Here is a 17,394-nt window from a genome sequence, read left to right as displayed (position 1 = left end):
CGTAGACTGAGCCACATGGCGAATCACGGCAACGGCACACGCAATCCACGCAACGGCAACGCCCTCGACGAACTCAGACGCTGGGGCGTCTTCCTCGGCGTCGCGCTGGCGCTCTCCGCGCTCGTCTGGCTCGGCTGGACGGTCGTGCGGAACCGCGACGTCGCCGCCGTGTTCGAAGACGGCGACGCGGCGGACGGTGCCGTGACGATCGGACTGACCGGCGTGCCCGACTCGCTCGACATCCGTACCGCGTCCGGCGCGCAGTCCGACCGATTGAGCCGCGTGCTCCTCGGCAACGTGTACGAGACGCTGCTCGACGTGGACGACAAGAACCAGATCACCGGCGGTCTCGCGTCGAAGTGGGAGACGTCGGCGGACGGCAAGACGCTCACGCTCACGATGCGCTCCGGCCTCACGTTCGCGAACGGCCACACGCTCGACTCGACCGACGCCGTGTGGTCGATCCAGCAGGCCGTGGAAGGCAAATGGCCGGACGCGGAGGCGAAGTTCAAGCGCCTCGCCTCCGTCACGAACCCGAATCCGACGACGGTGGTCATCACGCTCAGCGAGCCGGATCCGACGCTCACGCGCACGCTCACCGGCCGCCTCGGCATCGTCTACGATTCGGAGGCGAAGATCGACTACGCGAAGCAGACCGCCGGTTCCGGCCCGTTCACCGTCGACTCGTTCAGGGACGGCGTGATGACGCTCAAGGCGCGTTCCGGCGGCGGCGCGAAGGTCGGCACCGTCACGCTCAAGTATTACGCCGACGACGACACGATGATGAAGCAGGCCGATTTCGGCGGCCTCGACATGGTCCTGCCGGATTCCGCGACCTCCGCCGACCATCTCAACGGCGATTCCTCGTTCACGACGACGACCGGTTCCAGCACGCGCAAGGTGACGCTGCTCTACAACAACGACGCCGACTCGATCCTCTCCGACGTGCAGGCGCGGCAGGCGATGCGCCTCATGCTCGACAAGTCCGCGCTGGCGAACGGCCGCGCGGACGTCGCGCAGGTGCTCGGCGGCCCGATCGGCCCGCTCGAACCCGGCTACGAGGACCTCACCTCCATACTGCCGTTCGACAGCGCGAAGGGACGGTCGATGATGAGCTACTTCTCCTCCGGATACATCGGCACGCTGAAGCTCGTCACCACGGCCACGTACACGTCGCTGGCGCAGGCGATCGCCGCGCAGTACCAGACGGTGGGCATCCCCGTCGACGTGGAGACGGTCGACGCCACGCAGCTCGACCAGCGCGCGCAGTCACGCGACTTCCAGCTCATGCTCACCGAACTCGACGGCGAGGACGGATCGGCGATCTTCGCGACGCCCGACTCGACGCCGCACTACACGAACGCGGACGCGCAGTCGCAGTACGCGGCGGCGGCGGGCGCCGCGAACGAGACGGACTATGCGAACGGACTGAAGACGTACGCGCGCACGGTGAGCGAGGACGCGGCCAGCGACTGGCTGTACGCGAAGCGCAACGCGGTCGCCGTGAAGAAGACGCTGAACGGCTATCCCACCCAGCTCACCGACACCCGACTGCCGTTGAAGGACCTCGCAAAACAGTAGGCGTTGTCACCTAAGCCGCATAAACTCGCGTGTATGACTGAAGCCAAATCCATCACGGCCAACCTCACCCCGCTCCCCGACCGCGTGGGCGTGGACGGCCTCGAAGACAAGTGGCGTGCCGTCTGGGACGAACAGGGCACCTACAAGTTCAACGACACCCGCGACCGCAAGGCCGTGTACTCCATCGACACCCCGCCGCCCACCGTGTCCGGCCACCTGCACGTGGGCCACGTGTTCTCCTACACGCACACGGACGTGATCGCCCGCTTCAAGCGCATGCAGGGCTTCGACGTGTTCTACCCGATGGGCTGGGACGACAACGGCCTGCCGACCGAGCGTCGCGTGCAGAACTACTACGGCGTGCGCGTCGACACCTCCCTCAAGTACGATCCGGACTTCAAGCCGCCGTTCGAAGGCACCGACGGCAAGAAGATCGACGCCAAGGACCAGGTGCCGTGCTCCCGCCAGAACTTCATCGAACTGTGCGAGAAGCTGACCGCCGAGGACGAGAAGCTGTTCGAGGCGCTGTGGCGCAAGCTGGGTTTGTCGATCGACTGGTCGCAGACCTACCACACGATCGGCGAGCACCCGCGCCGCGTCGCCCAGAAGGCGTTCCTGCGCAATCTCGCCCGCGGCGAGGCCTACCAGAAGGACGCCCCCGGCCTGTGGGACGTGACCTTCCAGACCGCCGTGGCCCAGGCCGAGCTCGAATCCCGCGAATACCCGGGCTTCTACCACAAGGTGGCGTTCCGTTTCGAGGACGGCACCCCGATCTACATCGAGACGACCCGCCCCGAGCTGCTGGCCGCCTGCGGCGCGCTGATCGCGCACCCGGACGACGAGCGCTACAAGCAGTACTTCGGCCAGTACGTCTACTCCCCGCTGTTCAAGGTGAAGGTGCCGATCCTCGCGCACCCGGCCGCCGAGATGGACAAGGGCGCCGGCATCGCCATGTGCTGCACCTTCGGCGACGTGACCGACGTCGAATGGTGGCGTGACCTCGACCTGCCGACCCGTCCGATCATCCAGCGCAACGGCCGCATCATCATGAACGTGCCGGACTGGATCACCGACGAGGGCGGCAAGGCGATCTTCGCGGAGACCGAAGGCAAGACCACGTTCTCCGCCCGCAAGATCATCGTCGACCACCTGCGCGAGTCCGGCGACCTGGACGGCGAGCCGACGCCGACGAAGCGTATGACGAACTTCTACGAGAAGGGCGACAAGCCGCTCGAGATCGTCACCTCCCGCCAGTGGTACCTGAAGAACGGCGGCACCGACCAGAAGCTGAACGCCGAGCTCATCGAGCGCGGCCGCGAGCTCGAATTCCACCCGGACTTCATGCGCGTGCGCTACGAGAACTGGGTGCACGGCCTGAACGGCGACTGGCTGATCTCCCGCCAGCGCTTCTTCGGCGTGCCGTTCCCGCTGTGGTACCCGGTCAAGGAGGACGGTTCGGCCGACTACGACCATCCGATCACCCCGTCCGAGGACATCCTGCCGATCGACCCGACCACCGACGTGCCGTCCGGCTACACCGAGGACCAGCGTGACGTGCCCGGCGGCTTCACCGCCGAGAAGGACATCATGGACACGTGGGCGACCTCCTCGCTCACTCCGCAGATCGTGACCCGCTGGGAGGAGCCCGGCGAGGAGAATCAGGCCCTGTTCAAGGCCACGTTCCCGATGGATCTGCGCCCGCAGGGCCAGGACATCATCCGCACCTGGCTGTTCAGCTCCGTGGACCGCGCGCACCTCGAGAACAAGTGCCTGCCGTGGAAGCACACGACGCTCTCCGGCTGGATCCTCGATCCGGACCACAAGAAGATGTCGAAGTCCAAGGGCAACGTCGTCGTGCCGAACAAGCCGATCGAGCAGTTCGGCGCCGACGCGGTGCGCTACTGGGCCGCCGCCGCGCGCCTCGGCCTGGACGCCACCTACGACGAGGGTCAGATGAAGATCGGTCGCCGTCTGGCGATCAAGCTGCTCAACGCGACGAAGTTCGCGCTGGCCATCGGCCGCGAGGACGAGAACCACCACGTGTCCTCCGGCACCGAGGCGGTCTGGGATCCGGCCGACGTGACCGAGCCGCTCGACCGCGCCGCCATGGCCCGCATGGCGCTCGTGGTTCGCGAGGCGACCGCCGCGCTGAACAACTACGAGCACTCCAAGGCGCTCGAGGCCATCGAGAACTACTTCTGGCAGTTCTGCGACGACTACATCGAGCTGGTGAAGAACCGCGCCTACGGCACCGCCGACGCGACCGGCCACGTGCCTTCCGAGGCGGCCGTGCGTTCCGCGCGTACCGCGCTGGGTCTCGGCCTCGATGCGTTCACCCGCCTGCTCGCGCCGTTCCTGCCGTACGCCACCGAAGAGGTGTGGAGCTGGATGCACGCCGGTTCCGGCTCGGTGCACCGCGCCGCATGGCCGACCCCGGACGTGTACGAGGCGGCCGCGTTCAAGGTGGCCCCGGAGCTGCTCAACCACGCCGGCGAGGCGCTGGCCGCGCTGCGTGGCATCAAGTCCAAGGCGAAGGTCTCGATGAAGACGCCGATCCTGTCCGTCACGCTGGGCGTGGCCGACGACGTGCGCGAATCGCTGGCCGGTGCGCTGGACGACATCGCCGAAGCCGGCCGCGTGGTGGGCAAGATCCAGTTCGCCGGTCTCGCCGCCGCCGTCAAGGCCGCCAAGGAGACCGTCGACGCCGCCCGTGCGGCAGCGAAGGACGCCGCCAAGGAGGCCAAGGCCGAAACCGAGGCCGCCGCCGAAATCATCGTCGAGCAGTCCGAACTCGGCGAGCCCCCGGCCAAGAAGCCGCGCAAGTAACAGCGGTCTCGCTAACGCAAGCGGGTGCGGGTGCGGTGGTCTCCCGCCGCGCAGCGAGTGTCCCTGCCCTTTGCCTCCCTCTGATGAGGGAGGTGGCGTGCAGCGCCGGAGGGAGAGACCGCGCCACAGGCGCCAAAGACCCGCACTCCGCGCATCCGATTCCCGCTCCCCCTTTCAGGGGGAGCTGTCCGGCCAAAGGCCGGACTGAGGGGGCAAGAAGGCCCAACCCTTCCATCCACCTCACCTCAAGGGGCTCCGACCACTACACCCGGTCGGAGCCCCTCTCTTATTCCCATGGTGCGGCAACACACTTTCTCCATAACGTTGGAGTTCCGCCATTTTCACACACCGCACCATGGGAGGATTACCGCACCATGGGATCACGCACCTCGGGCAGGACAATCGTTATCCTCGCGTCAGAGTCGTTATCGCCGCGTGATAATCAGCCATTGATAATGGCTTATAACCAAAGTCTGTAATTCATAGCTCATGTCGCATTTGGAATCCAACTATTCTGGAAAATCATTCGATGATGGGAACAATCAGGGGGACATTTCTCATCCTTTCATCGTTCCAGATATTTCGATTTCAAGGAGCGAATATCATGAACAAACGTGAACGCGTGCATGCGGCACTCAACGGCGAACCCGTCGACCACGTCCCGGCGGCTTTCTGGTTCCATTTTTCCGGCGATGAGGCGGAGGGGGAAACCAACGTGCAGGCGCACCTCAGGTATTTCCGTGAAGCCGACCTCGATTTCATCAAAATCATGGATGATGGATACACGTGGTATCCGGCACCGGCCGAAGTCGCGACCGAGGGACGTTGGGATCTCGTCAAGCCCTTGACCGCCGATCATCCATACATCACCGGGCAGGTCGAGCGCGCGAAACGCATCGTCGACGAACTTGGCGGCGAGGCGTACGCGTTCTACAACGTCTTCAGCCCATTGATTGTTCTTCGATTCATCTATGACGCCGCAGGCAGGGGCTTCGATGCGGTTACGGCCGATCTCAAAGCCCATCCGATCGAGGTGATGGAAGCCCTCGACGCGATTGCGGTCACCCAGGCACTGCTGTCTAGATTGGTCATCGAAGAGTCTGGCGTGGACGGTATCTACTACAGCGTGCAAGGCGCCGAGCCCAGTCGATTCACGCTTGAGGAGCATCACCGCTTGGTGCGTCCAAGCGATTTGTATGTGCTCGACCATGCGAACCGTTATTCCGAGACCAATATCGCGCACCTGTGCGGATGGGCGGGCAACCGCAACGATCTCGATAAATGGCGGGATTACCCGGCGAAGGTCGTCAATTGGGCGGTGTCGGTCGAGGGCCTGTCGCTGATTGACGGACGAGCGTTCTTCGGCAACCGCACCGTACTGGGCGGATTCGAGACCCATTGGGACGGCAAGGTGCGTCAGGGAATCATCTATGACGGCACCGAGGAACAAATCAAGGACTACACCCGTAAGCTGATTCTCGACTTCGGCAAACGAGGCCTCATCCTCGGCGGCGACTGTACGGTCGATGCGTCGATCGATTGGGAGCACATCCGCTGGATACGTGAAGCGTCCGCCGAATTGTAATCCATCATGAGATTCAAAATATAAATCGGAACAACTGGTTTTCTTGTTTGATTACTGCAAAGTCGGCGGTTGAGAACCATTCATAAATAACATGTATGCCGTCAACACGGAACGTGACTTGCGACATCCATGTCAACGGCATACGGTCAAAATCAACGTTGCAACGGCATTGTGGCATTCGAATCAAATCCGCAATCCAACAACGATAAAAATCGGGGTATACAAAGCCATATACAGAGGGGAAAATCATATGGCCATTCATATCATCAAGCGCTTTTGGCGCAGAATAGCCGCCGCGGGGATCGCCGTGGCCTGCACGGCCGGATTGGCCGCATGCGGCGTGAACACCGGCGCCGGCACCACGGCGAGCGGCGGATCGGGGTCGTCGCAGTCGGGGGACACCATCCGCTACGCATTGTGGAGCAACCCGAACGGCCAGTTCAACCCGGTGACCTATTTCACCGACTACGACCGCGCAATCATCTTCAACGTGTACAGCCGACTCGTCGTGCTCGACAAGGACCAGAACTACCAGCCGTCGCTCGCCAAGTCATACACCTGGTCGCAGGACGGCAAATCACTGACCTTCAAACTGCGTGACGGCGTCAAGTGGCATGACGGTAAGGACTTCACCTCAGCCGATGTGGCCTTCACCTACACGGCCACAGCCGAGAAGGACTTCCCGCTCGACCCTCCGGCGCTCGTCACCTATCTCGAAGGTTATGACGACTTCCATGCCGGGAAGACGAAGGACTTCCCCGGTATCACCACTCCGGACGACAAAACGGTCGTGTTCCACTTCGCCACGACCTATTCCGGGGCCCTAAGCACGTTCGCGGACAAGCCCGTCCTTGCCAAGCACGTGTGGGAGTCCACACCGGTGGGACAGTGGAACAAGGCCACCGATCTGCTCAAGCACCCGATCGGCACGGGCCCGTACAAGTTCAAGGAGTTCGTCGACGGCCAGTATGTGTCGCTGACGGCGAACGACGATTACTTCGGAGGCAAGCCGAAGACCAAGAATCTGATTTTCAAGGTCGTCAGCCCCGATACGTTGCAGACCTCGGTGATCAACAACGAGGTCGATCTCGGCGAGATCTCGAACTTCAACTCCAAGGAGCTCGACACCTACAAGAACGAGAACATCAAAGTCGTCGAGAACGAGGGCAACGGCGGCCAATACCTCACCTTCGACGTGAAGAATCCGAAGCTCGCCGACAAGCGCGTGCGTCAGGCGCTGCTCTACGCCATCGACCGCAAGGGTTTGATCAAATCGCTGCTGTACGGGCATGGCACCACGTTCAATGCCCAGGCGTCGCCGTCTGACCCGTACTATCCGAAGGACCTCAACGACTACGCGTACAACAAGGACAAAGCCAAGGAACTACTTAAGGCGGCCGGTTGGACCGACACCGACGGCGATGGCATCCTCGATAAGGACGGCCAGAAGTTCACGTTCACCATCAATTATCCGAGCGGCAACAAGACGCGCGAGCTGTCCGCGCCGATCATCCAGAAGAACCTCCAGGATATCGGCATCGACGCGAAGCTGTCCGAAGCCGACTTCAACACGACGCTGGCGATTCTGCAGGACCCGAACAAGCGATACGACGGCGTACTGATGGGCGGCACCTTCCGACCGCAGCAGTACGGCAGCGCCAACTGGTGGACCCGCTGGGACGAAAACGCCGAAGCCAAGGCCGCACTCGACAAGGTGAATACCACCACCGATCCGGCCAAGCTCAAGGCCGCCGTGGGCGACTATCTGAAACTCGAGAACGAGGAGGTGCCGATGGCCTTCCTCTATATTCCGAACCAAGGCACCGCAGTACGTCCCGGAGTCAAGGGATTCGAACGTTCCACGTATGAGATCTTCTCCAACGTGACCGACTGGAGCATCTCCAAGTAAATCAAAGCGGTGGAGGGGCCGACGGATGCCGGTCCCTCCACCGCGGGAAAGGCCGGTGTCATGCCGATCGTCAAATATATCGGGCGTCGTCTCGCCATAGCGCTGCTGGTGTTGTTCGGCATATCGCTCATTGTGTTCACGGTGATCAACCTGCAGCCTGGCAATCCGTACGCGACCATGTTCAATCCGCAGTCCGACGCGGCGACGCGTGAGGCGCTGCTGCGCAAGGTCGGCTATTACGATCCGATCTGGCTAAAATACGTCAAATGGCTCGGGCGTGCCGTGCAGGGGGATCTCGGCTACTCCATCAAACTCGGCCTGCCGGTGACCGCCGTCATCGCGTCGCGTATCGGCAACACGCTGGTGCTCACGCTCGTCGCCGCGGTCATCGCGTTCGCAATCGCCCTTCCGGTCGGCGTCTATTCGGCGATTCGTCGTGGCCGTGTCTCCGATCGCGCCATCACGATCGTCACGTTCGGCATCATGTCGATTCCGACGTTCTTCCTGGCGATGATTCTCATCCGTCTGTTTTCGGCGCAACTCAAGATTCTGCCGAGCTCGGGCATCATCACGCCGGATCTCGCCGGCGGTTCATGGGACGTGACCGTGGACGTGATCAAACACCTCATTATGCCCGCCACGGTTCTCGCCGCGCTGAGCTTCGCCACTTACAGCCGTTACATCCGCTCGTCCGTCAGTGAAATCCTCGACACCGATTACGTACGCGCGCTGTTCGCTAAAGGAGTCAGCCGCCGCAGCGTCCTCATCAGGCATGTGATGAGGAACGCCGCTAAACCGATCGTCACCGTACTCACCTTGGCCGTGCCCGGATTGCTGTCCGGCGCGCTCATCACCGAGACCGTGTTCTCCTGGCCGGGTCTGGGACGTCTCGGCTACGAAGCGGCCGTGGGGCGCGACTATCCGCTGTTGATGGGCATCACGCTGCTGCTTGCCGTCGCGACCCTAATCGCGAACCTGCTGGCAGATGTGCTGTACATCGTCGTAGACCCGAGAATCAGGGTGCAGTCATGAGCATGAGCATAACGAATACGGTGACCGACATGTCCAATACCATTCCGACCGAAGCCGTAGGCGAATCGGCGTCCCAAACCTCCATCACCGGTTCCGCCGCCGCATCCGCAACGCGGCACAGGCGTAATCGGCTGCTGTCCAACCCGTGGTTCGCCGGAGGTCTGATCGTCGCGCTCGTCATCGTCACGGCTTGTCTCGCCGCACCATTGCTCACACGATATGCGCCGAACGACATCGACTTGACCCGATTGGAGGCCGCACCGGATGCCGCGCACCCTCTCGGCACCGACGCGCTCGGCCGCGACATCCTATCCCGTCTGCTGTATGGCGGACGCATGTCGATTCTCGTCGGCGTAGCCGCCGTGGCCATCCAGGTGGTTATCGGAGTGGCGCTCGGTACCGTCTCCGGATACTTCCGCGGCGCAGCCGACGCCGTCATCATGCGCATCGCCGAGATTTTCCAATGCTTCCCGTTCTATCCACTCGCCATCACGATCGCCGCCGTGTTCGGCGCGAACGTGTGGAACGTCGTGCTCATCATCGGGCTGTTGCAATGGCCGGGTTTGGCGCGACTCGTGCGCGGTGAGGTGCTGTCGATTCGCGAGAACGCGTTCATCGACTATTCCCGCGCAATCGGCGTACCCGTCTACCGCATTCTGTGGGACGGACTGATCCGTAACTGCATACCGGTGATCGTGGTCAACGCGACGCTCGCCGTAACTACCGCGATACTGTCCGAAGCCGCGCTGAGCTTCCTCGGTCTTGGCGTATCACAGCCGGACCCGAGCTGGGGCAACATGCTGTCATCCGCGCAGAGCTTCCGCGTGCTCAGCTACGAGCCGTGGATGTGGATACCGCCGGGCGTCGCGATTGCACTGCTCGTACTGTCGATCAACGCGATTGGAGAATCATTGCAGGAGCATCTGCGGCCACGCTTCAGCTACATCTCCGACATCCTGCCGTCACGCGCAGCGAAACGCTAACGAGACCAGACCACTCACAAGGACTTGATGAACATGACCACTGCAATCGACCACCCGAATCTTACCGAGACGGAACGCACGCTGCTGCGACAGGCCTCCTCATGGTTCGACGACCATCACGATGAATTCACCCGAGACCTACTCGACTGGGTCGCCGTACCTTCCATATCCGATACGACGAAGGCTACCCCTGGCGCACCGTATGGCCCCGAAGTCGCCCGCATGTTCGACGTCGCCGCCGCTCGCGCACACGACTTTGGATTGGATAGCATCGACCGCGACGGCCATGCACTGGAGATCCGTTTCGGAGTCAACGGCTCCGAAACGGGGGCGTCTCCGCTCGGCGACATCTCGCTTGTCTCGCATCTCGACGTCGTACCGGCCGGTCAGGGCTGGACCTACGAACCGTTCAAGCCGTTCGAACGCGATGGATTCGTCGTCGGCCGCGGCAGCTCCGACAACAAGACCGGCGCACTCATCGATCTCTACCTGCTGCGCTTCCTCCGGTATCGTGGTTTCACGCCACGCCACTCCCTGCGCATCCTGTATGGCGGAGCGGAGGAAACCAGCCTCGACGATATGCGCTGGTACGTCGAACACATCGGCGTACCTCATCAGGCCGTGATCACCGACAGCCCGTTCCCCGCCAACAACGCCCAGAAGGGGCATCTCGTCCTTCGCATCGGTCTGCCCGCCGGTGACGTGCTCTCGGGTCTCGATGCCGGAGCCGCCCCGAACGCCGTACCGGGTAGTGCCGCGATCGTCTGGTCCGACGTGGATGCCGTAGCGGCACGAAATGCCGTGAAAGCGTTGGATGACACCGATCTCAAGGCTCGTATCGCCGTCGAAGAGCTTCCCGATGGCACGGACGGAACCGGTGCGACAATCGCCGTGCAAGGTGTCTCCGGTCATGCGGCGTTCCCCGACGGTACGCGCAACGCGATCGTCCTGCTCGCCCGGACCTTGCTCTCACTTGACGGAACACTTCATGCGCTGTCCGATGCGGATCGCAACGCCGCCAAAGCCATCGCCACACTGTTCGCCAGTCCATACGCCGACGGCACGCCGATCGCCTATGAGGATGAGGAATCCGGGCGTACCACGCAGAACCTCGGTCTCGTCCAACCGGGAGCGAAGAGGAACACCATCGAACTCACCGTCGATATCCGTTATGCCGTCACCCAGGAGGGAGCCGCGGTCGAACGCGATCTCACCACGGAGCTGGACCGCTTCGGAGGCCACATCGACAGTGTCGACCGATCCGCGCCGTTCTTCGTACCGAAAGACGATCAGCGGTTGCAGACACTGCTGTCGGCGTATAACGACGTACTGGATGTACATGAGAAACCCAATGCGATGGGCGGCGGCACGCACGCACGGGTTATTCCCGGCGCCCTCAATTTCGGCCCCGGTTTCGGCGCGCATACGTACGCCGATGGCACGCCGATCGCGCATCGACCGGGTTTTCTGCCTGAGGGCCGCGGTTCGTCCCACGGCGCCGATGAATGGTCATCCATCGAGGACGCCAAAACGGCCTTCCTCATCTATCTGATCGGCGTCACGCGACTCGACGAGACGCTTGATGCTTGACGCATACGCGACTTCTCTCACATTACCGATCAGCGGCATCAACACAACCAAACGTTCCAAGGACACCCGACCACCATGACGCAACAACACCGCGATAGCAAATACAGCACCCCAGACGTCGACATCGTGCTCGGCGTGCACGATGTCGACGTGACATTCCATGCCGATACCGATGTGCATGCCGTCGAACGATTGAGTTTCGACGTGCATCGCGATGAAATTCTCGCGGTCGTCGGCGAATCCGGCTCTGGTAAATCCGTCACCGTGCAGGCGCTTCTCGGACTGCTGCCCTACTACGCGGACGTGCGCGGCACGCTCACGGTGGACGATGGGCGTGAGATTGACCTTGCCGACGCGGCGGCGTTGCGTCCCCTTCGCGGTCGATACGCGTCCATGGTGTTCCAGGATCCGTATGCCAGCCTCGATCCGGTGTTCACAATCGGCGACCAGGTCGCCGAGGCCGTCACCGCGATGGACGACTCATCGGACAAGGCCACCGTCCGATCCCGTGTCCGTGAGCTGCTCGCGGACGTACGGCTCGATGATGTCGAGAACATCGAACGCAAGTACCCACACGAACTGTCCGGCGGCCAGCTGCAACGTGTCATGATGGCGATCGCATTGGCAGGCAACCCCAGAATCCTGCTTGCCGACGAACCGACCACAGCGCTTGACACCACTGTGCAGCAGGAGGTGCTCGATCTTCTGCACGACATCAGCACGAACCTCGGCATCAGCGTGCTCATCATCACGCATGACATGGGCGTGGTCGCCGATCTTGCCGATCGCGTGCTCGTCATGCACAATGGCAGGTTCGTCGAACAGGGTGCCGTGGAGGACGTGTTCCGACATCCGGTGGAGGATTACACGAAGAAGCTGCTCGCGGCCGTGCCATCGAGTACCAGGCCGGTTGCGGCGACGGTGACGGAGGCCGGCGGAGGTTCCCCCTCCGGAACAGGAACCAGGAACGATGGGGAAGCCGATGTTCCCATCCGACCCAAGATCTCCGTCAAAGACCTGACCGTGTCGTATCGTTCCCGGGCGGGTGCCATCAACGAGGTAGTGCACGGGGTGAGCTTCGACATCCAACCGCGTGAGATCGTCGCCCTCGTCGGGCAATCGGGCTCCGGCAAATCGACCATCGCGCGCAGTTTGCTCGGTCTCAACCCGCTTACCAAAGGTACGGTACACATCGACGGGCAGGACGTGTCCACGCTGAACCGCAAATCCCTGCGACAGGTGCGATCACGCATTGGCATCGTGTTCCAGAGTCCTTCGGGATCGCTCAATCCGAGGCTGACAATCGGCGAAATCATCGCCGAACCACTCAGGTTCGTCCTGCACATGAAGCGGCGGGACGCCCTCGCCCGCGCCGGTGAACTGCTCGAAACCGTGCATCTGCCCGCGACGCTCGTCGACCGGTACCCGAATGAGCTGTCCGGCGGCCAGCGCCAACGCGTCGCCATCGCCCGTGCCATCGCCGCCAAACCGTCGCTGCTGATTGCGGATGAGCCGACAAGCGCACTTGACGTGTCAGTTCAATCCGAAATCCTCGCATTGCTCAATCAACTTCAGCACGACATCGGTTTCGCCTGCCTGTTCATCAGTCATGATCTGCCGCTGGTACGGAGCTTCAGTCATCGCACCATCGTGCTACGTGACGGCAACATGGTCGAGGCCGGCGCCACCGAGGAACTGTTCGCCCATCCGACGCAGGATTACACACGCAAGCTGATTCTCAGCGCGCCGGTCGCCGATCCCCAGGTGCAACACGAACGGCGGCGCGAACGCGGTCTCGCATACCACCATTGATGTCGTCAGCGGTCGAAGCGACTCATTCGTTCTCGCCCTTGGCGTCTTCCTCCATCATCTTCTGAATGGTCATCTTCATCTGGTGATGTGCGGCGTGCTCCTTGAGGTAATCACGCAGGTAGGGAATCTTGAAGTCGACGTACCCATATCCAGTTGGCTCGATGATGTCCTCCTCGATAAGCTGCGCACGATAGACGCTTGCGTATTGGGGACTGCGTTCGATGCGCGCGGCGATCTCGGAGGTGTTGGACGGTCCGTCATCCTGCGACATGGCGAGCAGATAGTCCTTCGCCATCGCCGACAATCCATCGAAGGCCGGCGCGTGAACCATGTCGCCAAGCTTGAGCTTCGCCCGTCGGATACCTTGTTCCGCGTCCTCGGCGGTGATGTCGTCATCATGCCCATTCACATCCGAATACCGCCATGCCCAATATCCGACGAGCTGAATCATGAACGGATAACCGTTGGTCGCCAACGCCAACTCATTCAGCACTTGATAATCGGCGTTCTTGCCATAACGGGAAATCGTACGCTCGAATGATGTCCAAATCTCCTGCAGATCCACGCTTCCCAGATGGTCCTTCTCGGCACGGCGGAGGAACGTGATGACCTTGTCATTGATGACTTCCTCGACCATGGAAGGCAGCCCAGCGAACACGAACGCGACGTTCCTGTCTTCACGGATGAGATGCTGGATGCCGATGGCAAGCGAGCGAATCTCTTCGATGGATGTTTTCTGCACCTCATCCAGTGTGACGAGAACACCCCGCTTGCTCTCATCCATCGTGTCGAGCTTCTCCCCTATCGCCTGACGCAGGCTATAGGCCTTCTCGCGACGACGAAGTTCGACGGCGCCGAGCTGCACCGACGCTTCGACACCCGGGATGGGTGTGGTGACCGAGGCGGATGGCAAGGTGATGGTGTCCATCGTCTTGTTCCCGCTACTGTCGCGCAGCGCCTGGATGATGCCTTCCGTGAATCCCGGCTCAGCGGTCTGGTCCACAACGAACCATCCGAGACTTTTCGCATAGTCTCCCAGTGCGTTGAGCATAACCGTCTTGCCGACTCCACGGGGACCGGTAACGTAACGGAGACGCCCGGGCGCGCCAACACCATCCACCAGCGCGAACTTGAAATCGTCAAGTACGCTCTGCCGCCCGACAAGAACGGGAGGAGTCTTCCCCGCAGTCGGCTTGAACGGATTCGTCTTCATGGCCGCCGCCTTTCATCATTGTGCGCTGTTCTCTTCCAATATATAAAAACTCTAAAAAAGTCTAAAGAATCTAAAAACTCTAAAAAAGTCTAAAACACACTTTCTTCACATCTGTATTGCTCTACAGCCCCGCATGCGCCCCAATCATCACCCCCACACACGGCCCCGTTCTCCCATGGTGCGGCAACACACTTTCTCCATAACGTTGGAATTCCGCCATTTTCGCACACCACACCATGGGAGGATTACCGCACGGTGGGGAATCTACCGCACCATGAGTGGGATGTACCGCGCCATGGGGTTATATGCGTGGCTTGTGTGTGGAGCTCATAGGCCGGGCTGGATGATGAGGAAGCGGATAGGGGAGCCCGCGGCAGATGCAGAGGACGTGTTGGCGCCCGCATCCGCGGCGCCCACACCCGCGGTGTCTGTATCCGCAGCATCCGCAGCGCCCGCGTCCGCGGTGTCCGCACCCGCAGCGTCCGCAGCACCGGACACCCTGCCACCCAGCTTCGCTTGAACGTCGGCATTGGCGAGCAGCGTTTGGATGAGTGCGCCGGCGTCGCCGAGCGACGCGGCATCGTCGATGAGCTGCGTGGTGTCGATGACGAGACGCGTGCCGGAACCACTGGCACCAGCAGAACCCGCCGCACCCGAACCCGCCGCACCCGAACCCGCCGCACCGGCGGCACCGTTCATGCCGATGTACGGCGACAGTTGCGCCAGCGCGGATGCCACCGCGCTGGCCGCAGAGGACGAATCCGACGCCGACTTCGTCGCGTCACCCGCCGTGCCCGTCGCCGAGGATGCACCATCCGCCGCACCATCGCCCGAGCCAGCCGCGTCACCCGAGTCCGCCGCATCATCCGAACCAGCTGAACCGGCCGAGTCGCCCGAACCGTTCGAATCCGACTTCCCGCCGCTGACGCCCGGCACACCGCCGGCGAACTTCATCACGTCGCCGGCATCGGCTTTGCCCGCGTTCTCGTCGACCACGGTGGTCGTCACGTCGTCGCTCGATTGTTTCGCGGCGCGACGCTCGGCCGCGGCCTGACGCCGTAGACGTGTCGTCTCGGCGCGTGCGGCGAGCGAGTCGTCGCCGGCCATGGCACGATCAACGAACCGTCCCGCCGACGCGGCACCGGATGCGGCCCCCGCACTCTTGGCACCGTCACCAGAAGCACCGTCACTGCCGCCAGTCGTATCGCCATCAGCCACGCCAGCACCCGCGCCGGAACGAGCCGAACCCGAACCGTTCAGTTCCCCCGCGAATCGCAGCAGCACTTGCCGATACGCACTACCCGCGCCGGTACGCTCGCGCGCCGCGGCGAGCGCAGCCATCGCCGCATCCACCTTCGCGGTATCATCCGCATGCGCATTACCGGAAGAACCAGCGGCGCCACCATCTGCACCACCATCCGCCGCACCAGCATCGCCACCATCACCGCCGACGCCGGTGATTCCGAACTCCTTCGCCGTGGCCTCGTTCGCCTCGCCCGCATGCACGGACGCCTCCGCCGACGTCCCGCCGGTCAGCTCGCTCAAGTGCTTCGTGTACGCGTCCGTGTAGGCCATCGAATACGGGATCATCGCCTGCGAGAGCTGCGACTGCCCGGCCGCGTACTCCTTCGCGCCTTCGGTGGTCTCTTCGCCGGCGCGACGACGCAACGTGTCGGCAAGTCCGACGGTGCCCTGCGTGCGCACGATGCGAATCACCTGGTCGAGCGCGTCGGCGGCGCCCGTGTGCTGGTGTGCGGAGGCGAGCGCGTCGGTCGCGTCCGCCTCGCCGAGCACGGCGGCGGCGAGCGGAGTGTCGCCGCTGAGTTCGCCGGCCGTGCCCATCAGGGCGGTCAGCTGCGTCGACGACCCGATCGATCCGGACAGGTGGTTCGTGTACGACCCGACGTAGGCGGTCATGTATTCGGCGAACGCCTTGTCGTAATCGGCCTGTTTCGCGGCGATTTCGCTGGTGGCGAGCGACCGTTCGAGGTCGCGCAACGCGGTGAGCTTGTCGATGAGGTCCTGATGCGCGCCCGCATTCCCGGCTCCCGCACCGACGCCGCCCCCGACGCCCGCACCGGAATCCGGATCCAGCGTTCCGTCGCCCATCGCCGCGGCGGTCGTGGCGAGCGCGGAGACATCGTCGGAGTCACCGGCCGAGGCGACGACGAGATCGCCCATTGTGAATTTCTCCGCGGTCATGTAACAGTCGAGGCGTTCGCCGACGCGCAGCAGGGCGGCGACGACAGTGCTCGAGCCTTGCGTCGTGATGACGGCGTCATGGTTCGCGTTCACATCGTCGGCGACGCGAGTCGGTATCGTGAACGCGACGAGCATGCGCCGCGATCGCATGGCACGCGCCGCATCGCCGCCGAACAACGACGGTGAAAGTTCGATGTGCACGCCGACGAGTCCGCTGGAACCGGCGACCTTCTCGCGGCTCACGTTCGGACCGTCGAGCGAATAGGTGACGTGCGCGCCGACCGGCAGCCGTCGCGCGCCGGCGCGCACGCGCGTGACCGCGCGCGATGCCGCCGACGCCGCGTCGCCGCCGTCCGTCAGATACAATGCGCCGGCGCCGCCGCCCACCTCGGTCACGGTGAGCACGTCGTGGCCGGCGAGCGCCGGGATGGCGCGGTATGCGGCGAGCGCCGCCGAGCCGACCGCGCCGCCCAAGGCGAGCGCCGCCGCGACGACGACCACAATCGCGCAGGTCAACGCGTTGCGGCGGCGGTCCGTAGCGTGGCCCATGGCACCTCACCTCCCAACTGTTTCCGGTGTCTTTGTTCCGGTGTTCCTGTTGCCGACGTTCCCGTTTCCGGCGTCCCGTTACCGGCATCCTCCCACGGGAATCCGGCGGCCG

Annotated in this window: 10 protein-coding genes; 8 read left to right on the top strand and 2 right to left on the bottom strand. The window is 63.0% G+C overall.

Going from position 1 to position 17,394, the window contains the following annotated elements; genetic code table 11:
• Positions 1-15 precede the first annotated feature (15 nt).
• The 8 genes from AC1AYP_RS06965 to AC1AYP_RS06930 all read left to right on the top strand — a co-directional run bounded on the left by AC1AYP_RS06965 (position 16) and on the right by AC1AYP_RS06930 (position 13,318).
• A complete protein-coding gene (locus AC1AYP_RS06965) occupies positions 16-1,581 on the top strand; it encodes an ABC transporter substrate-binding protein (RefSeq protein ID WP_476547235.1) in 1,566 nt (521 codons plus the stop codon).
• A 33-nt stretch (positions 1,582-1,614) separates the two neighbouring features.
• Positions 1,615-4,407 carry a valine--tRNA ligase gene (valS, locus tag AC1AYP_RS06960; RefSeq protein ID WP_476544830.1) on the top strand — a complete coding sequence of 931 codons (2,793 nt, stop codon included), beginning with the start codon at positions 1,615-1,617 and terminating at the stop codon, positions 4,405-4,407.
• Between the two features lie 604 nt (positions 4,408-5,011).
• Entirely contained in the window at positions 5,012-5,992 is a 981-nt protein-coding gene (locus AC1AYP_RS06955; RefSeq protein ID WP_476547233.1) for a uroporphyrinogen decarboxylase family protein, read from the top strand.
• Between the two features lie 250 nt (positions 5,993-6,242).
• Positions 6,243-7,901: an ABC transporter substrate-binding protein gene (locus AC1AYP_RS06950; RefSeq protein ID WP_476547231.1), complete on the top strand. Its 1,659-nt coding sequence runs from the start codon at positions 6,243-6,245 to the stop codon at positions 7,899-7,901.
• 60 nt (positions 7,902-7,961) lie between these two features.
• Positions 7,962-8,933, top strand: coding sequence for an ABC transporter permease (locus AC1AYP_RS06945; RefSeq protein ID WP_476547229.1), 972 nt, complete (start codon positions 7,962-7,964; stop codon positions 8,931-8,933).
• 29 nt (positions 8,934-8,962) lie between these two features.
• Positions 8,963-9,916 carry an ABC transporter permease gene (locus tag AC1AYP_RS06940; protein WP_476547228.1) on the top strand — a complete coding sequence of 318 codons (954 nt, stop codon included), beginning with the start codon at positions 8,963-8,965 and terminating at the stop codon, positions 9,914-9,916.
• A gap of 33 nt (positions 9,917-9,949) precedes the next feature.
• Entirely contained in the window at positions 9,950-11,506 is a 1,557-nt protein-coding gene (locus AC1AYP_RS06935) for a Sapep family Mn(2+)-dependent dipeptidase (RefSeq protein ID WP_476547227.1), read from the top strand.
• A gap of 75 nt (positions 11,507-11,581) precedes the next feature.
• A complete protein-coding gene (locus tag AC1AYP_RS06930) occupies positions 11,582-13,318 on the top strand; it encodes a dipeptide ABC transporter ATP-binding protein (protein ID WP_476547225.1) in 1,737 nt (578 codons plus the stop codon).
• A gap of 22 nt (positions 13,319-13,340) precedes the next feature.
• Here AC1AYP_RS06930 and AC1AYP_RS06925 read toward each other — a convergent pair whose 3' ends face one another.
• On the bottom strand, positions 13,341-14,531 hold the full coding sequence (locus AC1AYP_RS06925) for an AAA family ATPase (RefSeq protein WP_476547223.1): 1,191 nt from the start codon (positions 14,529-14,531) through the stop codon (positions 13,341-13,343).
• A gap of 327 nt (positions 14,532-14,858) precedes the next feature.
• Complete coding sequence (locus AC1AYP_RS06920; RefSeq protein ID WP_476547222.1) at positions 14,859-17,282, bottom strand: hypothetical protein; 2,424 nt, start codon at positions 17,280-17,282, stop codon at positions 14,859-14,861.
• Between the last annotated feature and the right edge of the window lie 112 nt (positions 17,283-17,394).

It is taken from the genome of Bifidobacterium sp. LH_424 (assembly GCF_056356895.1).
The sequence above is the reverse complement of the archived record's forward strand: the minus strand, read 5'-3'. Positions and strand labels throughout refer to the sequence as shown.

Excerpts from the sequence above, each read along its gene's own strand:
- AC1AYP_RS06965 (WP_476547235.1), top strand. The coding sequence starts at position 16 with ATGGCGAATCACGGCAACGGCACACGCAATCCACGCAACGGCAACGCC.
- AC1AYP_RS06945 (WP_476547229.1), top strand. The coding sequence starts at position 7,962 with ATGCCGATCGTCAAATATATCGGGCGTCGTCTCGCCATAGCGCTGCTG.
- AC1AYP_RS06920 (WP_476547222.1), bottom strand. The coding sequence starts at position 17,282 with ATGGGCCACGCTACGGACCGCCGCCGCAACGCGTTGACCTGCGCGATT.
- AC1AYP_RS06955 (WP_476547233.1), top strand. The coding sequence starts at position 5,012 with ATGAACAAACGTGAACGCGTGCATGCGGCACTCAACGGCGAACCCGTC.
- AC1AYP_RS06935 (WP_476547227.1), top strand. The coding sequence starts at position 9,950 with ATGACCACTGCAATCGACCACCCGAATCTTACCGAGACGGAACGCACG.
- AC1AYP_RS06925 (WP_476547223.1), bottom strand. The coding sequence starts at position 14,531 with ATGAAGACGAATCCGTTCAAGCCGACTGCGGGGAAGACTCCTCCCGTT.
- AC1AYP_RS06940 (WP_476547228.1), top strand. The coding sequence starts at position 8,963 with ATGTCCAATACCATTCCGACCGAAGCCGTAGGCGAATCGGCGTCCCAA.
- AC1AYP_RS06950 (WP_476547231.1), top strand. The coding sequence starts at position 6,243 with ATGGCCATTCATATCATCAAGCGCTTTTGGCGCAGAATAGCCGCCGCG.
- AC1AYP_RS06930 (WP_476547225.1), top strand. The coding sequence starts at position 11,582 with ATGACGCAACAACACCGCGATAGCAAATACAGCACCCCAGACGTCGAC.
- valS (WP_476544830.1), top strand. The coding sequence starts at position 1,615 with ATGACTGAAGCCAAATCCATCACGGCCAACCTCACCCCGCTCCCCGAC.